At 42.7% G+C, this 19,824-nt stretch carries 20 protein-coding genes and 1 other annotated feature; of the genes, 15 read left to right on the top strand and 5 right to left on the bottom strand.

The genetic code is table 11. The features are described from left to right. Positions 1–72: 72 nt before the first annotated feature. The 3 genes from LNN34_RS10400 to LNN34_RS10390 all read left to right on the top strand — a co-directional run bounded on the left by LNN34_RS10400 (position 73) and on the right by LNN34_RS10390 (position 2,907). A complete protein-coding gene (locus LNN34_RS10400) occupies positions 73–1,023 on the top strand; it encodes an ABC transporter permease (protein ID WP_044156395.1) in 951 nt (316 codons plus the stop codon). Positions 1,024–1,039: 16 nt separating this feature from the next. After that, positions 1,040–1,951: an oligopeptide ABC transporter permease AppC gene (gene appC / locus LNN34_RS10395; RefSeq protein ID WP_229043284.1), complete on the top strand. Its 912-nt coding sequence runs from the start codon at positions 1,040–1,042 to the stop codon at positions 1,949–1,951. A 203-nt stretch (positions 1,952–2,154) separates the two neighbouring features. Next, positions 2,155–2,907 (top strand): YjbA family protein, encoded by a 753-nt coding sequence (locus LNN34_RS10390; protein WP_024120912.1) that lies wholly within the window; start codon positions 2,155–2,157, stop codon positions 2,905–2,907. Between the two features lie 39 nt (positions 2,908–2,946). Here the strand turns inward: LNN34_RS10390 and trpS are convergent, their stop codons facing one another. Further along, a complete protein-coding gene (gene trpS, locus LNN34_RS10385; protein ID WP_229043282.1) occupies positions 2,947–3,939 on the bottom strand; it encodes a tryptophan--tRNA ligase in 993 nt (330 codons plus the stop codon). A gap of 58 nt (positions 3,940–3,997) precedes the next feature. Continuing rightward, positions 3,998–4,209 (bottom strand) — a binding site (T-box leader). Positions 4,210–4,680: 471 nt separating this feature from the next. Here trpS and oppA point away from each other — a divergent pair. The 8 genes from oppA (at position 4,681) to spx (ending at position 12,926) form a co-directional block, all read left to right on the top strand. Next, positions 4,681–6,318 carry an oligopeptide ABC transporter substrate-binding protein OppA gene (gene oppA, locus LNN34_RS10380; protein ID WP_229043280.1) on the top strand — a complete coding sequence of 546 codons (1,638 nt, stop codon included), beginning with the start codon at positions 4,681–4,683 and terminating at the stop codon, positions 6,316–6,318. A gap of 107 nt (positions 6,319–6,425) precedes the next feature. Further along, on the top strand, positions 6,426–7,361 hold the full coding sequence (gene oppB, locus LNN34_RS10375; protein ID WP_024120914.1) for an oligopeptide ABC transporter permease OppB: 936 nt from the start codon (positions 6,426–6,428) through the stop codon (positions 7,359–7,361). A gap of 3 nt (positions 7,362–7,364) precedes the next feature. Continuing rightward, on the top strand, positions 7,365–8,282 hold the full coding sequence (oppC, locus tag LNN34_RS10370) for an oligopeptide ABC transporter permease OppC (protein ID WP_024120915.1): 918 nt from the start codon (positions 7,365–7,367) through the stop codon (positions 8,280–8,282). A 4-nt stretch (positions 8,283–8,286) separates the two neighbouring features. Further along, on the top strand, positions 8,287–9,363 hold the full coding sequence (gene oppD / locus LNN34_RS10365) for an oligopeptide ABC transporter ATP-binding protein OppD (protein ID WP_229043278.1): 1,077 nt from the start codon (positions 8,287–8,289) through the stop codon (positions 9,361–9,363). 1 nt (position 9,364) lies between these two features. Then, on the top strand, positions 9,365–10,282 hold the full coding sequence (gene oppF, locus LNN34_RS10360; protein ID WP_229043276.1) for an oligopeptide ABC transporter ATP-binding protein OppF: 918 nt from the start codon (positions 9,365–9,367) through the stop codon (positions 10,280–10,282). 106 nt (positions 10,283–10,388) lie between these two features. After that, positions 10,389–11,606, top strand: coding sequence for an MFS transporter (locus LNN34_RS10355; RefSeq protein WP_229043475.1), 1,218 nt, complete (start codon positions 10,389–10,391; stop codon positions 11,604–11,606). Positions 11,607–11,772: 166 nt separating this feature from the next. Further along, complete coding sequence (locus LNN34_RS10350; RefSeq protein WP_059293039.1) at positions 11,773–12,351, top strand: GNAT family N-acetyltransferase; 579 nt, start codon at positions 11,773–11,775, stop codon at positions 12,349–12,351. 179 nt (positions 12,352–12,530) lie between these two features. Further along, a complete protein-coding gene (gene spx, locus LNN34_RS10345) occupies positions 12,531–12,926 on the top strand; it encodes a transcriptional regulator Spx (RefSeq protein WP_024120919.1) in 396 nt (131 codons plus the stop codon). 45 nt (positions 12,927–12,971) lie between these two features. On the opposite strand, the gene LNN34_RS10340 is transcribed toward spx, so the two are convergent. After that, on the bottom strand, positions 12,972–13,628 hold the full coding sequence (locus LNN34_RS10340) for a TerC family protein (protein ID WP_044156385.1): 657 nt from the start codon (positions 13,626–13,628) through the stop codon (positions 12,972–12,974). A gap of 171 nt (positions 13,629–13,799) precedes the next feature. Between LNN34_RS10340 and LNN34_RS10335 the strand changes: the two genes are divergently transcribed. The 4 genes from LNN34_RS10335 to pepF all read left to right on the top strand — a co-directional run bounded on the left by LNN34_RS10335 (position 13,800) and on the right by pepF (position 17,931). Next, on the top strand, positions 13,800–13,940 hold the full coding sequence (locus LNN34_RS10335; RefSeq protein ID WP_125825429.1) for a hypothetical protein: 141 nt from the start codon (positions 13,800–13,802) through the stop codon (positions 13,938–13,940). Then, entirely contained in the window at positions 13,907–14,563 is a 657-nt protein-coding gene (mecA, locus tag LNN34_RS10330; protein WP_024120921.1) for an adaptor protein MecA, read from the top strand. Before LNN34_RS10335 ends, mecA begins: the two co-directional genes overlap by 34 nt. A 157-nt stretch (positions 14,564–14,720) precedes the next feature. Next, complete coding sequence (locus LNN34_RS10325) at positions 14,721–15,872, top strand: competence protein CoiA family protein (RefSeq protein WP_267476660.1); 1,152 nt, start codon at positions 14,721–14,723, stop codon at positions 15,870–15,872. A gap of 229 nt (positions 15,873–16,101) precedes the next feature. Then, entirely contained in the window at positions 16,102–17,931 is a 1,830-nt protein-coding gene (gene pepF / locus LNN34_RS10320; RefSeq protein WP_229043274.1) for an oligoendopeptidase F, read from the top strand. Positions 17,932–17,967: 36 nt separating this feature from the next. Here the strand turns inward: pepF and LNN34_RS10315 are convergent, their stop codons facing one another. From LNN34_RS10315 to LNN34_RS10305, 3 genes are all read right to left on the bottom strand, one after another. Continuing rightward, positions 17,968–18,135, bottom strand: coding sequence for a hypothetical protein (locus LNN34_RS10315; protein WP_024120925.1), 168 nt, complete (start codon positions 18,133–18,135; stop codon positions 17,968–17,970). Between the two features lie 313 nt (positions 18,136–18,448). Then, entirely contained in the window at positions 18,449–19,348 is a 900-nt protein-coding gene (gene spxH, locus LNN34_RS10310) for a protease adaptor protein SpxH (protein ID WP_044156379.1), read from the bottom strand. Continuing rightward, positions 19,345–19,743, bottom strand: coding sequence for a thiol management oxidoreductase (locus LNN34_RS10305; protein WP_010333756.1), 399 nt, complete (start codon positions 19,741–19,743; stop codon positions 19,345–19,347). Before LNN34_RS10305 ends, spxH begins: the two co-directional genes overlap by 4 nt. Positions 19,744–19,824: the final 81 nt, after the last annotated feature.

Here is a 19,824-nt window from a genome sequence, read left to right as displayed (position 1 = left end):
TTCCCTTGCAGGGGAGGGAGCGCGTTTCCTTCCCCTTTGAATTTGAAAAAGAACAACGAAGGGGACAAGAATATGGTTACATATATCATTCGAAGAACGCTATCTTCGATTCCTATCCTATTAGGAATTACAATTTTGTCTTTCGTCATTATGAAAGCGGCTCCCGGAGATCCGATGACGCTTATGATGGACCCTACCATCAGCCAGGCAGACAGAGCGCAGTTTATTGAAAAATACGGCCTGAATGACCCGGAATACGTTCAATATTTAAAATGGCTCGGCAATATGGTTCAAGGGGATTTCGGAACGTCCATTATCAGAAAAGGAACGCCTGTTTCAGAGCTGATTATAGCAAGGCTGCCTAACACACTCCTCCTTATGCTGGTGTCGACGATTTTGGCGCTGATCATTTCAATCCCATTTGGTGTGATTTCTGCAAAAAAACCGTATTCAAAACTGGATTATGGCATTACATTTACTTCATTTATCGGTTTAGCGATCCCGAATTTTTGGTTTGGATTGATTTTAATTATGGTGTTTGCTGTGAATCTCGGCTGGTTCCCAACTGGGGGAGTCGCTACTCTTAACACAGATTTTAGCTTATTAGACCGGATTCATCATTTGTTATTACCCGCATTTGTGTTAGCTACAGCAGATATGGCTGGCTTAACGAGATATACAAGGTCAAATATGCTTGATGTGTTAAACCAAGACTATATCCGAACAGCCAGATCAAAAGGCTTTAAAGAAAATCGCGTGCTATTTAAGCATGGCTTGCGGAATGCGCTATTGCCTGTTATTACGATCTTCGGATTAATGATTCCCTCTTTTATCGGTGGAGCAGTTGTCGTAGAGCAGATTTTCACTTGGCCGGGGCTGGGAAAACTGTTTGTGGATTCGGCATTCCAGCGTGATTATCCGGTTATTATGGCAATGACCGTAATTTCAGCGGTGCTTGTCGTGGTCGGAAACCTCGTTGCAGACATCCTTTACGCGATTGTTGATCCACGGATCGAATATTAAGAGGAGGGAAACAGAGATGTCAGAGCTGCAAACAACTCCCTCGCCGGAGATCAGACTGAAAGAAAACATTTCGAAAAAACCAGAGACGATGGCCAAGATCTTCTGGGAAAAATTTTCGAAAAACAAGCTGGCCATTCTAGGTGCCGTCATTCTGTTTATCATTGTTATGTCGGCTGTTTTCGCTCCTTTGATTGCACCTTATCCTCAAGAGCAGCAAAGCTTGCTTGATAAGTATAAAGCGCCGGGCCTTGAACATTTGATGGGAACGGATAAATTCGGCCGCGATATTTTCAGCCGGATTTTATATGGAGCGCGCGTCTCTTTATTGGTCGGTTTTGCTTCTGTAGTCGGTTCTATTTTAATCGGAACTGTATTAGGAGCATTAGCAGGTTATTTCAGAGGAATTGTCGACGCTGTCATTATGCGTTTAGTCGACATTGTATTATCCATTCCGGATATTTTCTTGCTGATCACGCTGGTTACCATTTTCAAGCCTGGCGTGGACAAACTGATTTTAATTTTCTGTCTCACCGGCTGGACAACAACGGCACGATTGGTAAGAGGAGAGTTTCTATCGCTTCGTTCAAGGGAATACGTTCTGGCTGCTAAAACAATTGGAACGAAGACTCACAAAATTATCTTTTCACATATTCTCCCCAATGCATTAGGGCCGATTATTGTGTCAGCAACATTAAAGGTAGGTTCCGTTATTCTCGCTGAGTCCGCACTGAGCTACTTAGGCTTTGGGATTCAGCCGCCAATCGCAAGCTGGGGAAATATGCTTCAAGATGCACAAAATTTCACAGTGATGATTCAAGCATGGTGGTACCCATTATTTCCCGGGCTATTTATTTTAATTACCGTGCTGTGCTTCAACTTTGTCGGAGACGGTTTGCGGGATGCTCTTGATCCCAAAAATATTAAATAAAAATGAAAATCATGTTCGTTAGAAAATGTAACGAATTCCTAAAGTAAGCAGATTTCCTTTGTCAGAAAATATACGAGGAAGTCTGCTTTTTGTGTTTATAACAGAAACCCAGTTATTCCAGATTTCCTCAATCTCTATGGAATAATTTCTCTGCACCTTGCCTATACTGTGGACAACAGTTTTTATAAAGTGAGGGGTTAGAGATGTTATTTCTTCATGATGTGTGGGTCAATTGGTTTGAAGGGGAAGAAAATGGCTACAATGTATGCCACTTTCATGAATGGCGCAAGGAAGATACGGTTGAGCTTTTGGATCAGGTGCCTCTCTTAAGGGTGCCGTCAGTATTGTTTCATTACATAGAAAACGATTTGTCAGAGCTTCCGAAAGATTTGCTTGAAGAGGTTCATCAAAAGTCGTACATTCGCAAAAATCATGAACGCACAAAGCTGGAGTATTGTTTTGTTGTGACGGACGGAATCGGCATTTTGGCTGTTGATACAATCGGCTACACGATCCCTGTCAGAAAAAGCCGCCTTATCCCGCGGCAGGAGCAGCTCGTGTATGAAATGGTGAAAGATGTAGAGCCGGAAACGTATGAATTTGAGCCGAAGAAGCTGGAGTCCTCAAAAGAATATCATATCTTATCATTGGCACCAGAGCACGTCAGAGGATTAACGAGAAAAGAGCGGCAAATTAAGCAGCTTATGTTTATGGCCCTGGATCAATTAAAAGGGCTGAAAAACCGTGCGGAGATTGGCTACTGGTACACAGAGTGGAACCCGCATATGTATGAGCAAATCAAACGGATGAGCTTTGAAGAGATTTGGGACATGCTGTATAACGAAACCATTGAAGGCTGGTCGGACAAGCATTTGGCTTTTTGCGAAAACCTGATCAAAGGACAGCCTTTTTTCGAGAAGCTTTGGGAAATAGAAAATGAATCAAAGGTAAATTAAAAAAGACCGCTCTTGCAAATCGCAAGAGCGGTCTTTTTGTTATCGTCTTTTTCGGCCGAGACCCATGGCATTTTCCATTTTTTTGAGCATTTTGTTTGCTGTCTGGTTCGCCCGCTCAGCGCCTTCATCAAGAATCCGGTCTAATTCTTCGGACTCAATCAGTTCATGATAACGGTCTTGAATTGGCTTTAATGCACCGACTACCACTTCTGCCAAATCACCTTTGAACTCGCCATAGCCCTTTCCTTCGTATTTCGCTTCAAGCTCTTCAATCGTCGTATTGCCGAGAATTGAATAAATCGTAAGAAGATTGGAAACGCCCGGTTTGTTTTCTTTATCAAATTTTACAATACCTTCAGAATCTGTCACAGCGCTTTTGATTTTCTTTTCAAGCTGCTTTGGTTCGTCCAGCAATGTAATAAAAGATTTCTGGTTTGGATCAGATTTACTCATTTTCTTCAGCGGGTCAGTCAAAGACATGATCCGAGCGCCTACTTTTGGAATCTTCACTTCTGGAATTGTAAAGATGTCGTTATATTTTTTGTTAAATCGCTCTGCAAGGTTTCGTGTCAGCTCAAGATGCTGCTTTTGATCCTCGCCGACAGGCACAAGATCTGTTCCGTACAGCAGAATGTCAGCAGCCATCAGCGGCGGGTACGTTAACAGGCCCGAGACAACTGCTTCTTTGCCATTTGACTTGTCCTTAAATTGAGTCATTCGTTCAAGCTCACCGATATAAGCGACGCACTGCATCATCCAACCGGCCTGTGCATGTGCGGGAACCTCTGATTGAATAAACAGTGTTGCCTTTTCAGGGTCGAGACCGACAGCTAGATAAAGCGCAGCCAGACTGCGGATGTTTTTTCTCAGCTGAAGCCGATCCTGAGGCACTGTGATCGCATGCTGGTCTACTATGCAAAAATAGCTGTGATAATCATGCTGCAGTTCGACAAACTGCTTCATTGCACCGATGTAGTTGCCGAGTGTAACGGAACCGCTTGGCTGGATGCCTGAAAAAATCGTCTGTTTCATTGGAAAATCAACCTCATTTCTTAGAACATAATAAAAAAGGCTCATTCTTCCCCTATAAAAAAGGGACGAATGAACCGTGGTACCACCCTGATTATTCCATTAAAATGGAATCACTCTGACGTTTGTAACGGAGACTGCTCCGGCTGAGCCTACTTTTTGGTTCGGTCAGCTGCTCCAAAGTCCATTCCACATTGCCCGTTATCTGCTCCCAGCACCGCAGACTCTCTTCAAACGGGTGAAATGCGTACTACTCTTTTTCATAGCAAGCTTTTCTTTTGATTGCTTCATTATAAATCAATTATAACCAATTGTCATCCTGAAAAAACGTTCTTTTTGCATGAAAATTGTAATGATATAAATAAAAGAACAGTTGTAAATCGCCCAAATGATAACCGCTCTCAGCAGTTAAACAGCTAGATATTATATGTATAAAGCAATATGGATTGGAAACTCCTAAAATAGTTTTTAATCAATTTATGCTTTAAACGGTAGAAGGATATCGCGTTATTGGCAGAAAAACTAACGAAGTTTAAAAATTTTAAATTGATAAAATAATATTGCAATAAAGAATTTGTTTCATTATAATGAACTTGTTCACTCTATTGTTACAGCTTTTTTACAAAAATAATCAGAAAAGACGGAACAGAATAAAAGTTATGTAAACTTAGGTTCATTTGTCTGATATTTCTGAGGATTTAGCCGTAAGGAGCTGAAAAAATGATTATTAGGGGGTTTGTGGATATGAAAAAACGTTGGTCGATTGTCACGTTAATGCTCATTTTCACTCTCGTGCTGAGCGCATGCGGCTTTGGCGGCAGCGGTTCAAACGGTGATGGGAAAAAAGACAGCAAAGGGAAGACGACACTTAACATTAATATTAAAACTGAGCCGTTCTCCTTACATCCCGGATTGGCAAATGACTCGGTATCAGGCGGTGTTATCCGTCAGACTTTTGAAGGATTGACACGTATTAATGCAGAGGGTGAGCCTGAAGAAGGCGCAGCTTCTAAAATTGAAACAAGCAAAGATGGAAAAACCTATACGTTTACGATTCGTGATGATGCAAAGTGGTCAAACGGTGACCCTGTCACAGCGCAAGATTTTGAATATGCATGGAAATGGGCGCTTGATCCTAAAAACGAATCACAATACGCTTACCAGCTCTACTACATAAAAGGTGCTGAGGCGGCAAATACCGGTAAAGGCAGCCTTGATGATGTGGCAGTGAAAGCTGAAAACGATAAGACATTAAAGGTTGAACTAAACAACCCGATTCCATACTTCACTGAATTAACAGCATTCTATACTTATATGCCGATTAACAAAAAAATTGCAGAGAAAAACAAAAAGTGGAACACAAATGCCGGAGACGATTATGTGTCAAACGGGCCATTTAAGATGACGGCATGGAAACACAGCGGATCTATCGATCTTGAAAAGAATGATCAATACTGGGATAAAGACAAAGTCAAACTGAAGAGTATCAATATGGTTATGATCAACAATAACAATACTGAACTCAAAAAATTCCAAGCTGGTGAACTTGATTGGGCTGGTTTGCCGCTCGGACAGCTTCCGACTGAATCGCTTCCTAGCTTGAAAAAAGACGGTTCTTTACATGTTGAGCCGATGGCGGGTGTGTATTGGTACAAATTCAATACTGAAGCAAAGCCGTTAGACAACGTCAATATCCGCAAAGCATTATCTTATGCGATTGACCGCCAATCGATTGTTAAAAACATTACACAGGGTGAACAAATCCCGGCAATGGCTGCGGTGCCGCCGACAATGAAGGGATTTGAAGATAACAAAGAAGGCTACTACAAAGACAACGATGTCAAAACGGCAAAAGAATATCTTGAAAAAGGCCTGAAAGAAATGGGCTTAAGCAAGGCATCTGACCTTCCGAAAATCAAGTTGTCTTATAACACTGATGATGCACATGCAAAAATCGCTCAGGCAGTGCAAGAAATGTGGAAGAAAAATTTAGGCGTGGATGTAGAGCTTGATAACTCAGAATGGAATGTATATATTGATAAGCTTCACAGCCAAGATTATCAAATCGGCCGTATGGGCTGGCTTGGCGACTTCAACGATCCGATTAACTTCCTTGAGCTGTTCCGTGACAAAGACGGAGGAAATAACGATACCGGCTGGGAAAATCCAGAATTCAAAAAACTTCTGAACCAGTCACAAACTGAAACTGATCCAACTAAACGTGCTGAGCTGCTGAAAAAAGCTGAAGGTATTTTCATTGATGAAATGCCAGTAGCGCCAGTTTATTTTTATACGATTCCTTGGGTGCAAGACGAAAATCTGAAAGGAACCATCATTACTGGAACCGGAGAAATTTATTTCAGAAACGCGTACTTTCAATAAGTCTTATTTGTGAAAACAAAAACCTCAAGGTATATGGGGACTTATTTCCCATATACCTTTCTTACTGAAGGATTGTAAAAATGTAAAAATCATGGAGGTGTTCCCCCTTGCTAAAATATATTGGAAGACGCTTAGTCTATATGATTATCACATTATTTGTGATTGTAACCGTGACATTCTTCTTAATGCAAGCAGCACCGGGCGGGCCGTTTTCGGGTGAGAAAAAGCTTCCGCCTGAAATTGAAGCAAACTTAAATGCGCATTATGGCTTGGACAAGCCGCTGTTTGTACAATATGCGAGCTATTTGAAATCAGTTGCAATGTGGGATTTCGGACCGTCATTTAAATATAAAGGTCAGAGTGTCAATGACCTGATCAGTTCAGGTTTCCCCGTTTCATTCACTCTTGGAGCAGAAGCTATTCTCCTCGCTTTAGCGTTTGGTGTACTGTTTGGGGTCATTGCAGCCCTTTACCATAATAAGTGGCAGGATTATACCGTCGCGATTTTAACGATCTTTGGTATTTCAGTTCCGAGCTTTATCATGGCGGCTGTGCTGCAATATGTGTTCTCCATGAAGCTTGAGCTGTTTCCGGTCGCGGGGTGGGAGTCCTGGTCATACACCTTTTTGCCTTCCATCGCACTTGCTTCCATGCCGATGGCGTTTATTGCCAGACTTTCCCGTTCAAGCATGATCGAAGTGTTAAACAGTGATTATATTCGCACAGCGAAAGCAAAAGGGCTGTCGCGTCCTGCAGTTACAGTGCGGCACGCCATCCGAAACGCGCTGTTGCCAGTCGTTACATATATGGGCCCTATGGCCGCTCAAGTTTTAACTGGAAGCTTTATCATTGAAACCATTTTTGGTATCCCGGGGCTTGGTTCACACTTCGTAAACAGTATTACAAACCGTGATTATACGGTCATTATGGGTGTAACGGTGTTCTTCAGTGTCATCCTGCTATTGTGTGTATTAATCGTAGACGTGTTATACGGCATTATTGATCCAAGAATCAAGCTTTCCAAAGCAAAGAAAGGAGCCTAGGCCATGCAGAACATTCCAAAAAACATGTTTGAACCAGCCGCAGCGAATGCCGGCGATGCTGAGAAAATAAGTAAAAAGAGCCTTTCCCTCTGGAAAGATGCGATGTTACGCTTCCGCAGCAATAAGCTTGCGATGGTCGGGCTTGTTATTATTGTTCTCATTATTCTCATGGCGATTTTTGCGCCTGTTTTCTCAAAATATGATTATTCGACTACCAATCTCTTAAATGCGGATAAGCCGCCTTCAAAAGATCACTGGTTCGGGACTGATGATCTAGGAAGGGACATTTTCGTCCGTACATGGGTAGGAGCTCGAATCTCAATCTTTATCGGTGTCGCAGCCGCTGTTCTTGATTTGCTGATTGGCGTCATTTGGGGAAGCATTTCAGGGTTCCGCGGAGGCAGAACAGATGAGATTATGATGCGTATCGCAGATATCCTTTGGGCTGTTCCTTCATTATTAATGGTTATCCTGCTGATGGTCGTTCTTCCGAAAGGGCTGTTAACGATTATTATTGCCATGACGATTACGGGCTGGATTAACATGGCCAGAATCGTTCGCGGACAAGTGCTGCAGCTGAAGAACCAGGAATACGTGCTTGCGTCGCAGACACTCGGGGCGAAAACATCCCGTCTGCTGTTTAAACATATCGTGCCGAACGCAATGGGCTCTATTTTAGTCACGATGACACTAACTGTTCCAACCGCGATTTTTACAGAAGCCTTTTTAAGCTATTTAGGACTTGGTGTTCCGGCTCCTCTTGCAAGCTGGGGAACGATGGCTTCTGACGGATTGCCTGCATTGACCTATTATCCGTGGCGTTTGTTTTTCCCTGCCGGTTTTATCTGCATTACCATGTTTGGTTTTAACGTTGTCGGCGACGGATTAAGAGACGCATTGGATCCTAAGTTACGTAAATAAGGGAGTGATACGGGTGACACGCCTATTAGAAGTAAAAGATTTAGCGATTTCATTTAAAACATACGGCGGAGAGGTCCAGGCGATCCGCGGAGTGAATTTCCATCTGAATAAAGGTGAAACATTGGCAATCGTCGGGGAGTCAGGATCTGGAAAAAGTGTGACATCTCAAGCGATCATGAAGCTGATACCGATGCCCCCGGGTTATTTTAAACGCGGTGAGATTTTATTTGACGGCAAGGATTTAGTGCCGCTGTCCGAAAAAGAAATGCAAAATGTACGGGGGAAAGAGATCGGAATGATATTCCAAGATCCGATGACCTCTTTAAATCCGACAATGAAAGTCGGCAAACAAATTACAGAAGTGCTTTTTAAACACGAAAACATTTCAAAGGAAGCTGCGAAAAAACGTGCTGTTGAGCTGCTGGATTTAGTAGGTATCCCAATGCCGGAAAAACGGGTCAACCAATTTCCGCACGAGTTTTCAGGCGGGATGAGACAGCGTGTCGTCATTGCGATGGCGCTTGCAGCGAATCCGAAGCTTCTGATTGCCGATGAGCCGACAACTGCTCTTGATGTAACGATACAAGCGCAGATTCTGGAGTTGATGAAGGATTTACAAAAGAAAATTGACACGTCCATTATCTTTATCACTCACGATCTCGGTGTTGTGGCAAACGTTGCAGACCGCGTCGCTGTCATGTATGCGGGACAGATTGTAGAAACCGGCACGGTAGACGAAATTTTCTACGATCCGAGACATCCGTATACTTGGGGGCTGCTGGCATCCATGCCGACACTTGACAGCTCAGGAGACGAACAGCTGACGGCAATCCCGGGCACGCCGCCTGATTTGACAAATCCACCAAAAGGAGATGCCTTTGCCCTCCGGAGTCCATATGCGATGAAAATTGATTTTGAACAGGAGCCGCCAATGTTTAAGGTTTCCGATACTCATTATGTGAAATCGTGGCTGCTTCATCCTAATGCGCCAAAGGTAGAGCCGCCTGAAGCGGTAAAAGCGAAAATGCGGACGCTGGCGAATACGTATCAAAAACCTGTCTTAGTGAGAGAAGGTGAATAAATTGACGGAGAAACTATTAGAAATCAAACATTTAAAACAGCACTTTGTTACATCGAGAGGAACGGTTAAGGCCGTAGATGACCTGTCGTTTGATATCTATAGAGGCGAAACATTGGGGCTTGTTGGTGAATCCGGCTGCGGTAAATCGACAACAGGCCGAAGTATCATTCGGCTGTACGAAGCAACCGATGGCGAGGTGCTGTTTAACGGTGAAAATGTTCACGGTAAAAAATCCCGCAAAAAGCTGCTTGAATTCAACCGCAAAATGCAAATGATTTTCCAGGACCCATATGCATCGCTGAATCCGAGAATGACAGTCGCAGATATTATTGCAGAAGGCCTCGACATTCATAAGCTGACCAAAACGAAGAAAGAGCGTATGCAGCGGGTTCATGAGCTCCTGCAAACAGTCGGTTTAAACAAGGAGCATGCCAACCGTTATCCGCATGAATTTTCCGGCGGACAGCGGCAAAGAATCGGGATTGCGAGAGCTCTTGCCGTTGATCCTGAATTTATTATCGCGGATGAACCGATTTCTGCATTGGATGTGTCTATTCAGGCACAGGTCGTGAACTTAATGAAAGAACTCCAAAAGGAAAAAGGGCTCACCTACTTGTTTATCGCTCATGATTTATCAATGGTCAAATACATCAGCGACCGTATCGGAGTGATGTATTTCGGAAAGCTGGTTGAACTTGCGCCGGCAGATGAACTTTACGAAAACCCGCTACACCCGTATACAAAATCATTGCTTTCTGCCATTCCGCTTCCTGACCCGGATTATGAGAGAAATCGTGTCCGCCAGAAATACGATCCGTCCGTGCATCGATTAAAGGATGGAGAAAAGATGGAATTCCGTGAAGTAAAACCAGGTCATTTTGTGATGTGCACGAAAGAAGAATTTAAAGCCTATTCATAAGTTGAAAATCCTTCAAAACAAATGTTTTGAAGGATTTTTTTATACAGGCTGATAGAAAGTAAAAGTCATATCTTTTACAATTAGAGGAAAAACGGAGGCGGACACTATTCAAATTATTCATCAGAAAAATGTCTTTGCGCTGCTTCTGTCGCAATCTCTGCAATCTTTAGCTGGAGTACTGGTGACAATCGTTTTAATGGTAAGGGTCTATCAAATGACCGATTCTGTCTTTTTTTCGGGTCTTATTTTATCATTCATGTCGTTTGCAAGTGTTGCGGCAAGCTTTTGCATTTCAGATGCACTCCATAAGCTTGGTTTTAAAAAGGTGCTTGCCGGTGCAAGCCTGCTGAGAGCGGTTTTTGCGATGCTAATCGCATACAGTGTCAGCCAAAACGGAATTTCCTCCTTGATCATGACGCTGCTGTTTGTTTTTTGTTTTTCATTTTCGGGCGCTTTTTTTCAGCCGGCAAGGTTCGCGCTGCTGCCTGTCATTGTTTCAAAAGAGCATTACGTGAAAGCAAACGGCGTGATTTCACTCGCTAATCAATTGTTTTTAACAGCTGGCTGGGGACTTGGAGGTTTTCTTACATATGCTGTATCTTTTGAGTTCGTTGTCGGCAGTGCCATATGCCTGTTTGTTTTTTCCGGAGCTTTTATCAGCCTGCTTCATGTGAACGATGAAAGAACGAAAAGAACAGCTGAAGCAGCATCTGCCAGAAGTGTATGGAAGGATTTGGTGACAACCCCGATTGTAAGAGACATCACTGCAATGGACATGATAGAAGCTCTTGCCGGCTCAGTTTGGTCATCTGCCATTCTTTTGGCTTTTACAGTGGCTGTTCTGCATGAAACAGAAGTGTGGTGGGGAATCTTTAATGCTTCTTATTTTATAGGTGCTATGATCGGCAGTGTCATTGCCATCCATTATTCTGCATTTTTTGAGCGAAACATGGGGTACGCGATTATATTCAGCTCACTTGTGATGTCAGTGCTGACATTTTTCTTTGCGTTTTCTCCCTTGCCGTTTTTATGCGCCCTGGTTTGCGCGGCGATGGGGCCTTTTTATCAGGTCAGAGATATTTGTCAGGAAACCGTATTGCAGGAGGTCATTCCGGCACATAAGCGCATCGGGATCATGGCTGCCAAAAACGCGCTGTTGACTCCTTGGTCTGGTGTTACTTATTCCATCATGGGACTGCTGGCCGATGCTGCTGGTGCAAAAACAGCTTTTATTTCGGCGGCTGTATTATACGGCATGACTTTTTTGATTGCGTTGGCGCAGCCCGGCCTGAGTCATTACAAACGGAAAAAACACGCGAATTGAGCCTGACCAAACATCTCCGGTGGAACGACGAATCGTCTTACTTGCCGAAAAAAAATGAAACCATGCGGAAAGTTCGTACGTCTTTATAGATGTAAGGCTGTTTAAACAAGAAGAAATGGGGTATATCTAAAAGTATGAAGACAACGAACTCATAAGGAGCAAATCAATGAACTGGTACGAAAAGCTTAGCGAGTACTTTCCAATTGAAGAATTGAAATCAAAAGCGCATATGGAAGCTCTTTTGAAAGAGCGAAGCGATATTTATCATAAAGACGAAGGCAAGCATCATATTTTAATGTTTGCGGAATTTGAATCTTTTATCTTCGTTGATTATCTGTATGTTTCAAAAGATGCAAGAGGGCAGGGGCTTGGGGGCAAACTGCTTGCCAAGCTGAAAAAGAAAAATAAGCCGATATTGCTTGAGGTGGAGCCTGTGGATGAAGATGATGCTGATACAGAAAAACGCCTGAGATTTTATCAAAGAGAGCATTTTAAGCATGCTCAGTCAATTGGGTACCGGCGCCGGTCATTGGCTACGAATGAAGTCAACAAGATGGAGATTCTGTACTGGTCACCGAAAACAGAATCAGAAGAAGAAATTCTAGAAGCCATGAAACAGACATATGAAAACATTCATACTTATAAAGATGAGAAATGGTACGGGGAATCATACGAAAAAACGGATGAAGTCCTGACACTCATTGATGAAGAGAAGCAAAAAAATATTTTCGATGAGTTAAGCTAATTGAGAATGCAAACACATGAATAAAATAAAAATTTGCTGGATTGACACATTTTTTTCTTAGGACACTGTTCACACTTACTTTTTTATAGTATAATACCTATAAAGATTCCTTTTTTAGAGTAATTTCAATTTAAGAATAAAATAGATGTTCATCCTACTAATTAGAGGAGTGAAGATGAATGGTTACATTATACACATCACCAAGCTGTACTTCATGCAGAAAGGCGAGAGCGTGGCTCGAGGAGCATGAGATTCCTTATGTAGAAAGAAACATTTTCTCTGAACCTTTATCAATTGATGAAATAAAACAAATCTTAAGAATGACTGAGGACGGAACAGATGAGATCATCTCAACCCGTTCAAAAGTATTCCAAAAATTGAATGTGAACGTTGAATCAATGCCGCTGCAAGACTTGTACCGCTTGATCAACGAGCACCCAGGGTTGCTTCGCCGTCCGATCATCATCGATGAAAAACGTTTGCAGGTCGGATACAACGAAGACGAAATCAGACGTTTCCTGCCAAGAAAAGTCCGCTCTTTCCAATTAAGAGAAGCACAGCGTTTGGCAAACTAATAGATCGCACGTTAAAAAGAAGGCTGAGACATCATCAGCCTTCTTTTATTTTTCAACCTGCTGATAATAAATGCTGGCAAGGATGACAAAGACGACAGTTAAAATGGGGAGAAGCGCTTCAACGGCCCCGTGCTGAGCCATAAAAAAAGACAGCTTTTTATCCCGGACAATCATTTCTCCGCCTGTATAAGCCAATAATCCGCTTCCCGCATAAATCAATAAAGGTATTTTCTCAAGCGCGATGTGGATAAGTTTGCTGCCCCAAATAATTACCGGCACCGATACACACAGACCAATCATAACGAGAGAAAGCTCACCGTGCGACGCTCCTGCGACAGCAATAACATTGTCCAGCGACATAAACAGGTCTGCGAGTACAATTGTTCGTATGGCTTTCCACAGAGAGGTGCTGCTTTTGACGTGCTGCGCGTCTTTTTTTTCAATTAATAGCTGGTATCCCAAATATAGAAGGAAAATTCCGCCGGCGCATTGCAGGAAAGGAATATTCAAAAGATAAACCGCTGCGCTTGTTAATCCAATTCTCATCGCAACGGCGATAAATGTTCCGAGAATAATGGCTTGCTGTCTTTGCTTGTCCGGTAAATTTCGGCTGGCCATGGCGATCACGACTGCATTATCGCCGCCGAGAATCAGATCAATTCCGACGATAAGCAGCAGCGATATCAGATAGTCATGCTCCATGAATCGGCACCTCGCTTTCGTTCCATCGCTTGTACCACTAATATATGAAGCGGGAGGCAATTTATGATAGCGGTGCGGAAGACAAGCCATTTTTTGGCCGAAGATGCATTTTTATTTCTTTTGTGTCTGATTTATCATAAAATAGAAATACAAAGGAATTCACACTTGCCTTTGTTCAAGGTTAAGATGTGGACGGAATGGGTAAAGTGTAGTAAAGTACTATTAATCGGGAGCTTAGATGTCCCTTCAACATCTTATATAGAAGGGAAGGTTGGCAAATGGAAATTGAAAGAATTAACGAGCATACAGTAAAATTTTATATGTCTTATGGAGATATTGAAGATCGCGGTTTTGACAGAGAAGAAATTTGGTATAACCGTGAGCGCAGTGAAGAACTATTCTGGGAAGTCATGGATGAAGTTCATGAGGAAGAGGAATTCGCTGTTGAAGGTCCTCTTTGGATTCAAGTTCAGGCACTGGACAAAGGATTAGAAATTATCGTCACCAAAGCCCAGCTTTCCAAAGACGGACAAAAGCTCGAACTGCCGATTCCTGAGGATAAAAAGCAAGAACCAGCATCTGAGGATCTTGACGCCTTGCTGGATGATTTTCAAAAAGAAGAGCAAGAAGTCAATCAGGAAGAGAAGGAGCAAAAGCTTCAATTTGTCTTACGGTTTGATGACTTCGAAGATGTAATTTCTCTATCTAAATTAAACGTTAACGGAAGTAAAACGACTTTATATTCGTTTGAGAACCGATATTATTTATATGTGGATTTTTACAATTTGACTGATGAAGAGGTTGAAAATCAGCTAAGCATCCTGTTGGAGTACGCGTCTGAATCCTCAATCAGCATACACCGTCTTGAAGAATACGGCAAGCTGGTTGTATCAGAGCACGCTCTTGAAACGATAAAAAAACACTTTGCATCATAGCAGACCGATTTCTTGCCGGAAATCGGTTTTTTTCTATTTCAAAACAACATATTGAAGCTGGAAAATCAAAAACATACATATAGGCAAAACATCAGCGAACAGGAGTTCATCGGTTATTTCCAGAAAGAGTTATGAATCTGGAAAGGAGAGATGACAATTGTTTAGTGCTGTGACAGAAGACGGCCAAGTGTTTCACCTCATAGGCAGGCAGAGGAGAGAACAATTAAAGCAGACCAGGTTTTTCTGCCCGGTGTGTGCTGAGGAGCTCGATGTGAAGCTAGGGTCTCAGAAAGCGCCGCATTTTGCCCATAAACAGAACAAGTCCTGCACGATAGACATAGAACCTGAGAGCGCCTATCACTTAGAAGGAAAACGGCAGCTTTATGTATGGCTGAAAACGCAAAAGGCTTCCCCGCTCTTAGAGCCGTACGTGAAAGAGATTAAACAAAGGCCCGACATCTTGGCAAAAGTAAAGGGGGATACGCTTGCAGTTGAATACCAATGCGCGACTCTCGCTCCAGATGTCTTTCAAAAAAGAACAGCCGGTTTCAAACAAGCAGGAATGATACCGCAGTGGATTCTTGGAGGCAGCCGCTTAAAACGGACATCATCATCCTTTTACCAGCTGTCCGATTTCCATTGGCAGTTTATCAATGCCAGTCCGAACAGTGATCTGTTATGTTACTGCCCCGAAACACATTCTTTCCTGAGGCTCAGCCGCATGATCCCGTTTTACACAACCCGTTTTTACTGCTCCGTCCAAACGATTCCAATCCGCCAGGCAACGGCTGAAGATTTATTTTTCACTGAACCAGATTCGTCGTTTAAGCACTCAGATTGGACAGGAGCCATTCTCCGTTTTCGCCGCAAAACTCATCGGTTTCTCTCTAAAGATATGAATCGGATCAGGCTTCTGTTTTATGAAAAACGGCAAACACCTCTCTCTTTTCTTCCGACAGAGGTGTTTGTTCCTGTAAAGAAAGGAGCTGTTTTTAAGAGTCCAGTTTTTGTATGGCAGGGCTATCTTTATCTGTTTATTACGGATCTTGGATATAAACATGCGCCCATTCGCTTTTCAGCCGTTTTGCAGCACTGCAAAATACACATTCATAAAAAGAACATTCTGCTAAGAGGCGTATACAGGGATCAGGATTTCATTGAGGCGGTTAAACAGTACATTGAGTTTTTGTGCAAGAAGGGATTTTTGAGGGAGACTCAGAAAGAAGTATATGTGCTGAATCAGCCCGCAAAGCGGAGCCAATCATTACAGGATCTCATTGAAAAAGACAGAAGCTGTTTTATCGAATGAGTTTTCCTGATTTGGCTCACCCTAAGACAAAGGTGGTGGGCTGGTTGTGAGAAGCACAAAAGGAAAGGTTTTTCGTGTTTTTACTGCTTTTTTGGCATTCGTTCTCTTCATAACTGCATATGATTTGACAAATGGCAGTGAAAAACCGGAAGATATTCACAACACAAGTTTATTGAGAAACAACCGTTTTTTCAATTGGCTTGAATCAAAGAAAACGAGGGGGATCACCATGGCTGAGGAAAAAAAAGCTAATCAACTGCCTGACCGAAGCGAGGTAAAGGCAGAGGACACATGGAGACTAGAGGATATTTTTCCTAGTGATGAGGCCTGGAATAAAGAATTTCAAGCTGTCAAAGAATTAATACCGGATTTATCTAAGTATAAAGGCAAGCTGGCTGATTCAGCTGATCATTTATACGAAGCCCTTACTTACCAAGATAAGGTGATGGAGCGTTTGGGCAAACTTTACACATACGCGCATATGCGCTCAGACCAAGATACCGGGAACTCCTTTTATCAGGGACTTAATGATAAGGCTGGAAATCTGTATACACAGGCCGCAAGCGCAACAGCCTATCTTGTTCCGGAGATTTTATCCATAGAGGAAGACAAACTGCAGCAGTTTATTCTTGAAAAAGAAGAGCTGAAGCTTTACTCACACGCGATTGAGGAAATCACAAAGGAACGCCCGCATGTGCTGAGCGAGAAGGAAGAAGCGCTGCTGGCTGAAGCTTCTGAGGTGCTGTCTTCGTCGTCAAATACGTTCAGCGTGTTAAATAATGCCGATATTACATTTCCATCTATTAAAGATGAAGAGGGAAATGAAAAACAGATCACTCATGGCAATTTTATTAATTTCTTAGAAAGCGAAAACCGCGAAGTCCGCAAAAATGCGTTTGACGCTGTATATAAAACATACGGCCAATATAAAAACACAATGGCGACTACCTTGAGCGGGACTGTGAAAAAAGACAACTTCTACGCAAGAATGAAAAAGTACAAATCAGCACGCGAAGCTGCGCTTTCTAACAACAGTATCCCTGAAGAGGTATACGACAATCTCGTCAAAACGATTAACAAACATCTTCCGCTGCTGCATCGCTATATTGCACTGAGAAAGAAAGTGCTTGAGCTGGATGAAGTGCATATCTATGATCTGTATACACCGCTTGTGAAGGATGCGGGGATGAAGGTTACGTACGAACAAGCTAAAGATTATATGCTAAAGGGGCTTGCACCTTTAGGAGAAGAATACCGCTCTATCTTAAAAGAGGGGCTTGAAAACCGCTGGGTTGATGTTTATGAAAATAAAGGGAAACGCAACGGCGCTTACTCTTCTGGAACATACGGCACAAATCCGTATATTTTAATGAACTGGCATGATAACGTCAATAATCTCTTTACGCTGGTCCATGAGTTCGGCCACTCTGTTCACAGCTACTATACGAGAAAACATCAGCCATATCCTTACGGCAATTACAGCATCTTTGTCGCGGAAGTTGCCTCCACGACAAATGAAGCGCTGCTTGGTGAATATTTGCTGAACAATTTAGTGGACGAAAAACAGCGTTTATATATTCTCAACCATATGCTTGAGGGCTTTAGAGGAACCGTCTTCAGACAAACGATGTTTGCAGAATTTGAACATCTTATCCATATAAAAGCGCAAGAAGGAGAGCCCCTGACACCTGAGCTCCTGACCAATGTATATTATGATCTGAATAAAAAGTATTTCGGAAACGACATGGTGATTGATAAAGAAATCGGACTCGAATGGTCACGGATTCCGCATTTCTATTACAACTACTATGTATATCAGTATGCGACAGGGTACAGTGCGGCCCAGGCGTTAAGCAGCCAAATTTTGAAGGAAGGCAAGCCTGCGGTTGACCGTTATATTGACTTCCTGAAAGCGGGCAGCTCACAATATCCGATCGACATCCTGAAAAAAGCGGGCGTTGATATGACGTCTCCAGAACCGATTGAAGCTGCGTGCAAAATGTTTGAGGAAAAGCTTGATGAGATGGAAGAACTGCTGTTAAAAGTAAAGCAGTCTTAAAAAAAATTGCCTGTGCATAAATGATGCACAGGCTTTTTAAAATCCTTTAAAGGTTTTCCGATGGTTCAGGCGGTACAAGGTAAACAGAATAGACAGAAACAGCAGAGGGGATGTAATGTAAAGAGGCAGCATATGCATCATAGCCAATAAATTTAAACAGAAAAAAACAACAATGCACACAATTGAGATCACATTAAACATCATGGCGATCCTCCTCGTCCTTGTTCCTTACAAGCATATGAATGAAATCTGTCAGTTATGTTTTGTGACAAAAATATGAACATTAAGCTTAATGGTTGTCAACAGTCGACAACTTTTGATATGATAAGGATGTGAAATTGATCACAAACAAACATTACCCCTTTGTTTGACCGTGAAAAATTTCTCCCATCCCCTTTGTTGTCGTTAAGACATATGAAACCGCGCTTATCCCGGCGCGGTTTCTTTAGTGCTTTGGACGGAACATGCGTTTGGTTTTTGTGCAAGAAAACAGCCCCAAGCATATACACGCCTGCGGCTATTTTTCACATGATTGGTATTCATCAGAACTGCTGGTGAGGGACTGCCAAAACATTCCGTGCTTGGCCTCTACTTTGGCAACCTTTTTAGCAAACGCCAATTTTTTCATTTCCTTTTCTACCTCTTCAAGACTCAAATCATATACAAGAGCGATTTCCTTAGAGGCAACGAAACGGAAATATTCAATAAAACATTCCAGAGGCGGTGTTTCCGACGGCTTCGGCTCGTCGCCAAGCATCTCAAATAAGATTTCTTCATATACATGATATGAATAGCTGCCGGGGACCTTAAGTCCTTCGTCTTCATGCTGCGTATTAAAAAACGTCAGCGTCGGGGTGGCTGTAACATCCATCTCAGCCGCGATTTTCATGTCACATTGAAGCGCCTTTACCGCGCTTTGGGAGTGAAGGTCTTTTTGAAATTCCTCGAGATCCAGGCTTGTTTTTGACGCTATTTCCAAAAGCACGTTTTCATCCGTAATATTCTTCTTCGAAACGAACAGACTCTCTTGCATATTCCGAAGAAATTGCATACCGGCTCTTCTTCCTTGAAGTTCGGCTGCCTTAAATGCGAGAGCGGCCATATATGGAGAAGAGAGCGGCTGACCTTGCTCAAACCATACACTGCCGTCACACGGCATACCGGAGCGGCTAGCGATCTTTTCCCAGGCTTCTGCCAGAAGATGTTTTTTACGTTTCTTATTTAACGCTGTAAGGCTTGCGGATGCGATGATGCGTAAGGTGAAAAAACGCCCGTATCTGATTTTCATTTTTTTTATGACAGGCTCTAAGGACCAGCATTCGGGACATAAAGGGTCAACAAACATGTAGATTTCCAGCGGTTTTTTTGGATGGCCGTGGCAATGGGCGAAGTATTGCTCATGCTGATAGTTTGTCAATATGATCGATCCTCCGCTTCTGTTTGATTCACCATATGCCTTGCTGTCAACTCCAGCCGGCCAAACAAAAATTCACGAATATCGCCCTCTAGTCCTACATGGTCCATTGCGTCTTTCATACAGCTGAGCCACGCATCGGCCCTCTCGTTTGTAATTGGAAAGGGTAGATGTCTTGCTCTGAGCATGGGATGGCCGTGTTCCTCAGTATAAAGGGGAGGCCCGCCTAAATACTGTGTCAAAAATTGCTTCTGTTTCCTGGCCGTTTCTGTTAAATCGCTCGGAAATATGGGCTTAAGCAAAGGATGAGACGCGACACGCTCATAAAAAGTATCAACAAGTTGCGATAGAAGTTCTTCTCCAATCGCTTCATAAGGTGCGTTAAACGATTGTCCCATGTTGACTACTCCTTTAAATATGGCTAATAGGAATCATAATTCCTATTGCAAAAAGTTATTTTCTGTATTTATTTCAATTCA

The sequence above is a fragment of the Bacillus sp. AF23 genome, assembly GCF_020861455.1.
Lineage (GTDB): Bacteria > Bacillota > Bacilli > Bacillales > Bacillaceae > Bacillus > Bacillus halotolerans.
Note: the sequence above shows the minus strand (reverse complement) of the source record. Positions and strands in the feature narration are given on the sequence as shown.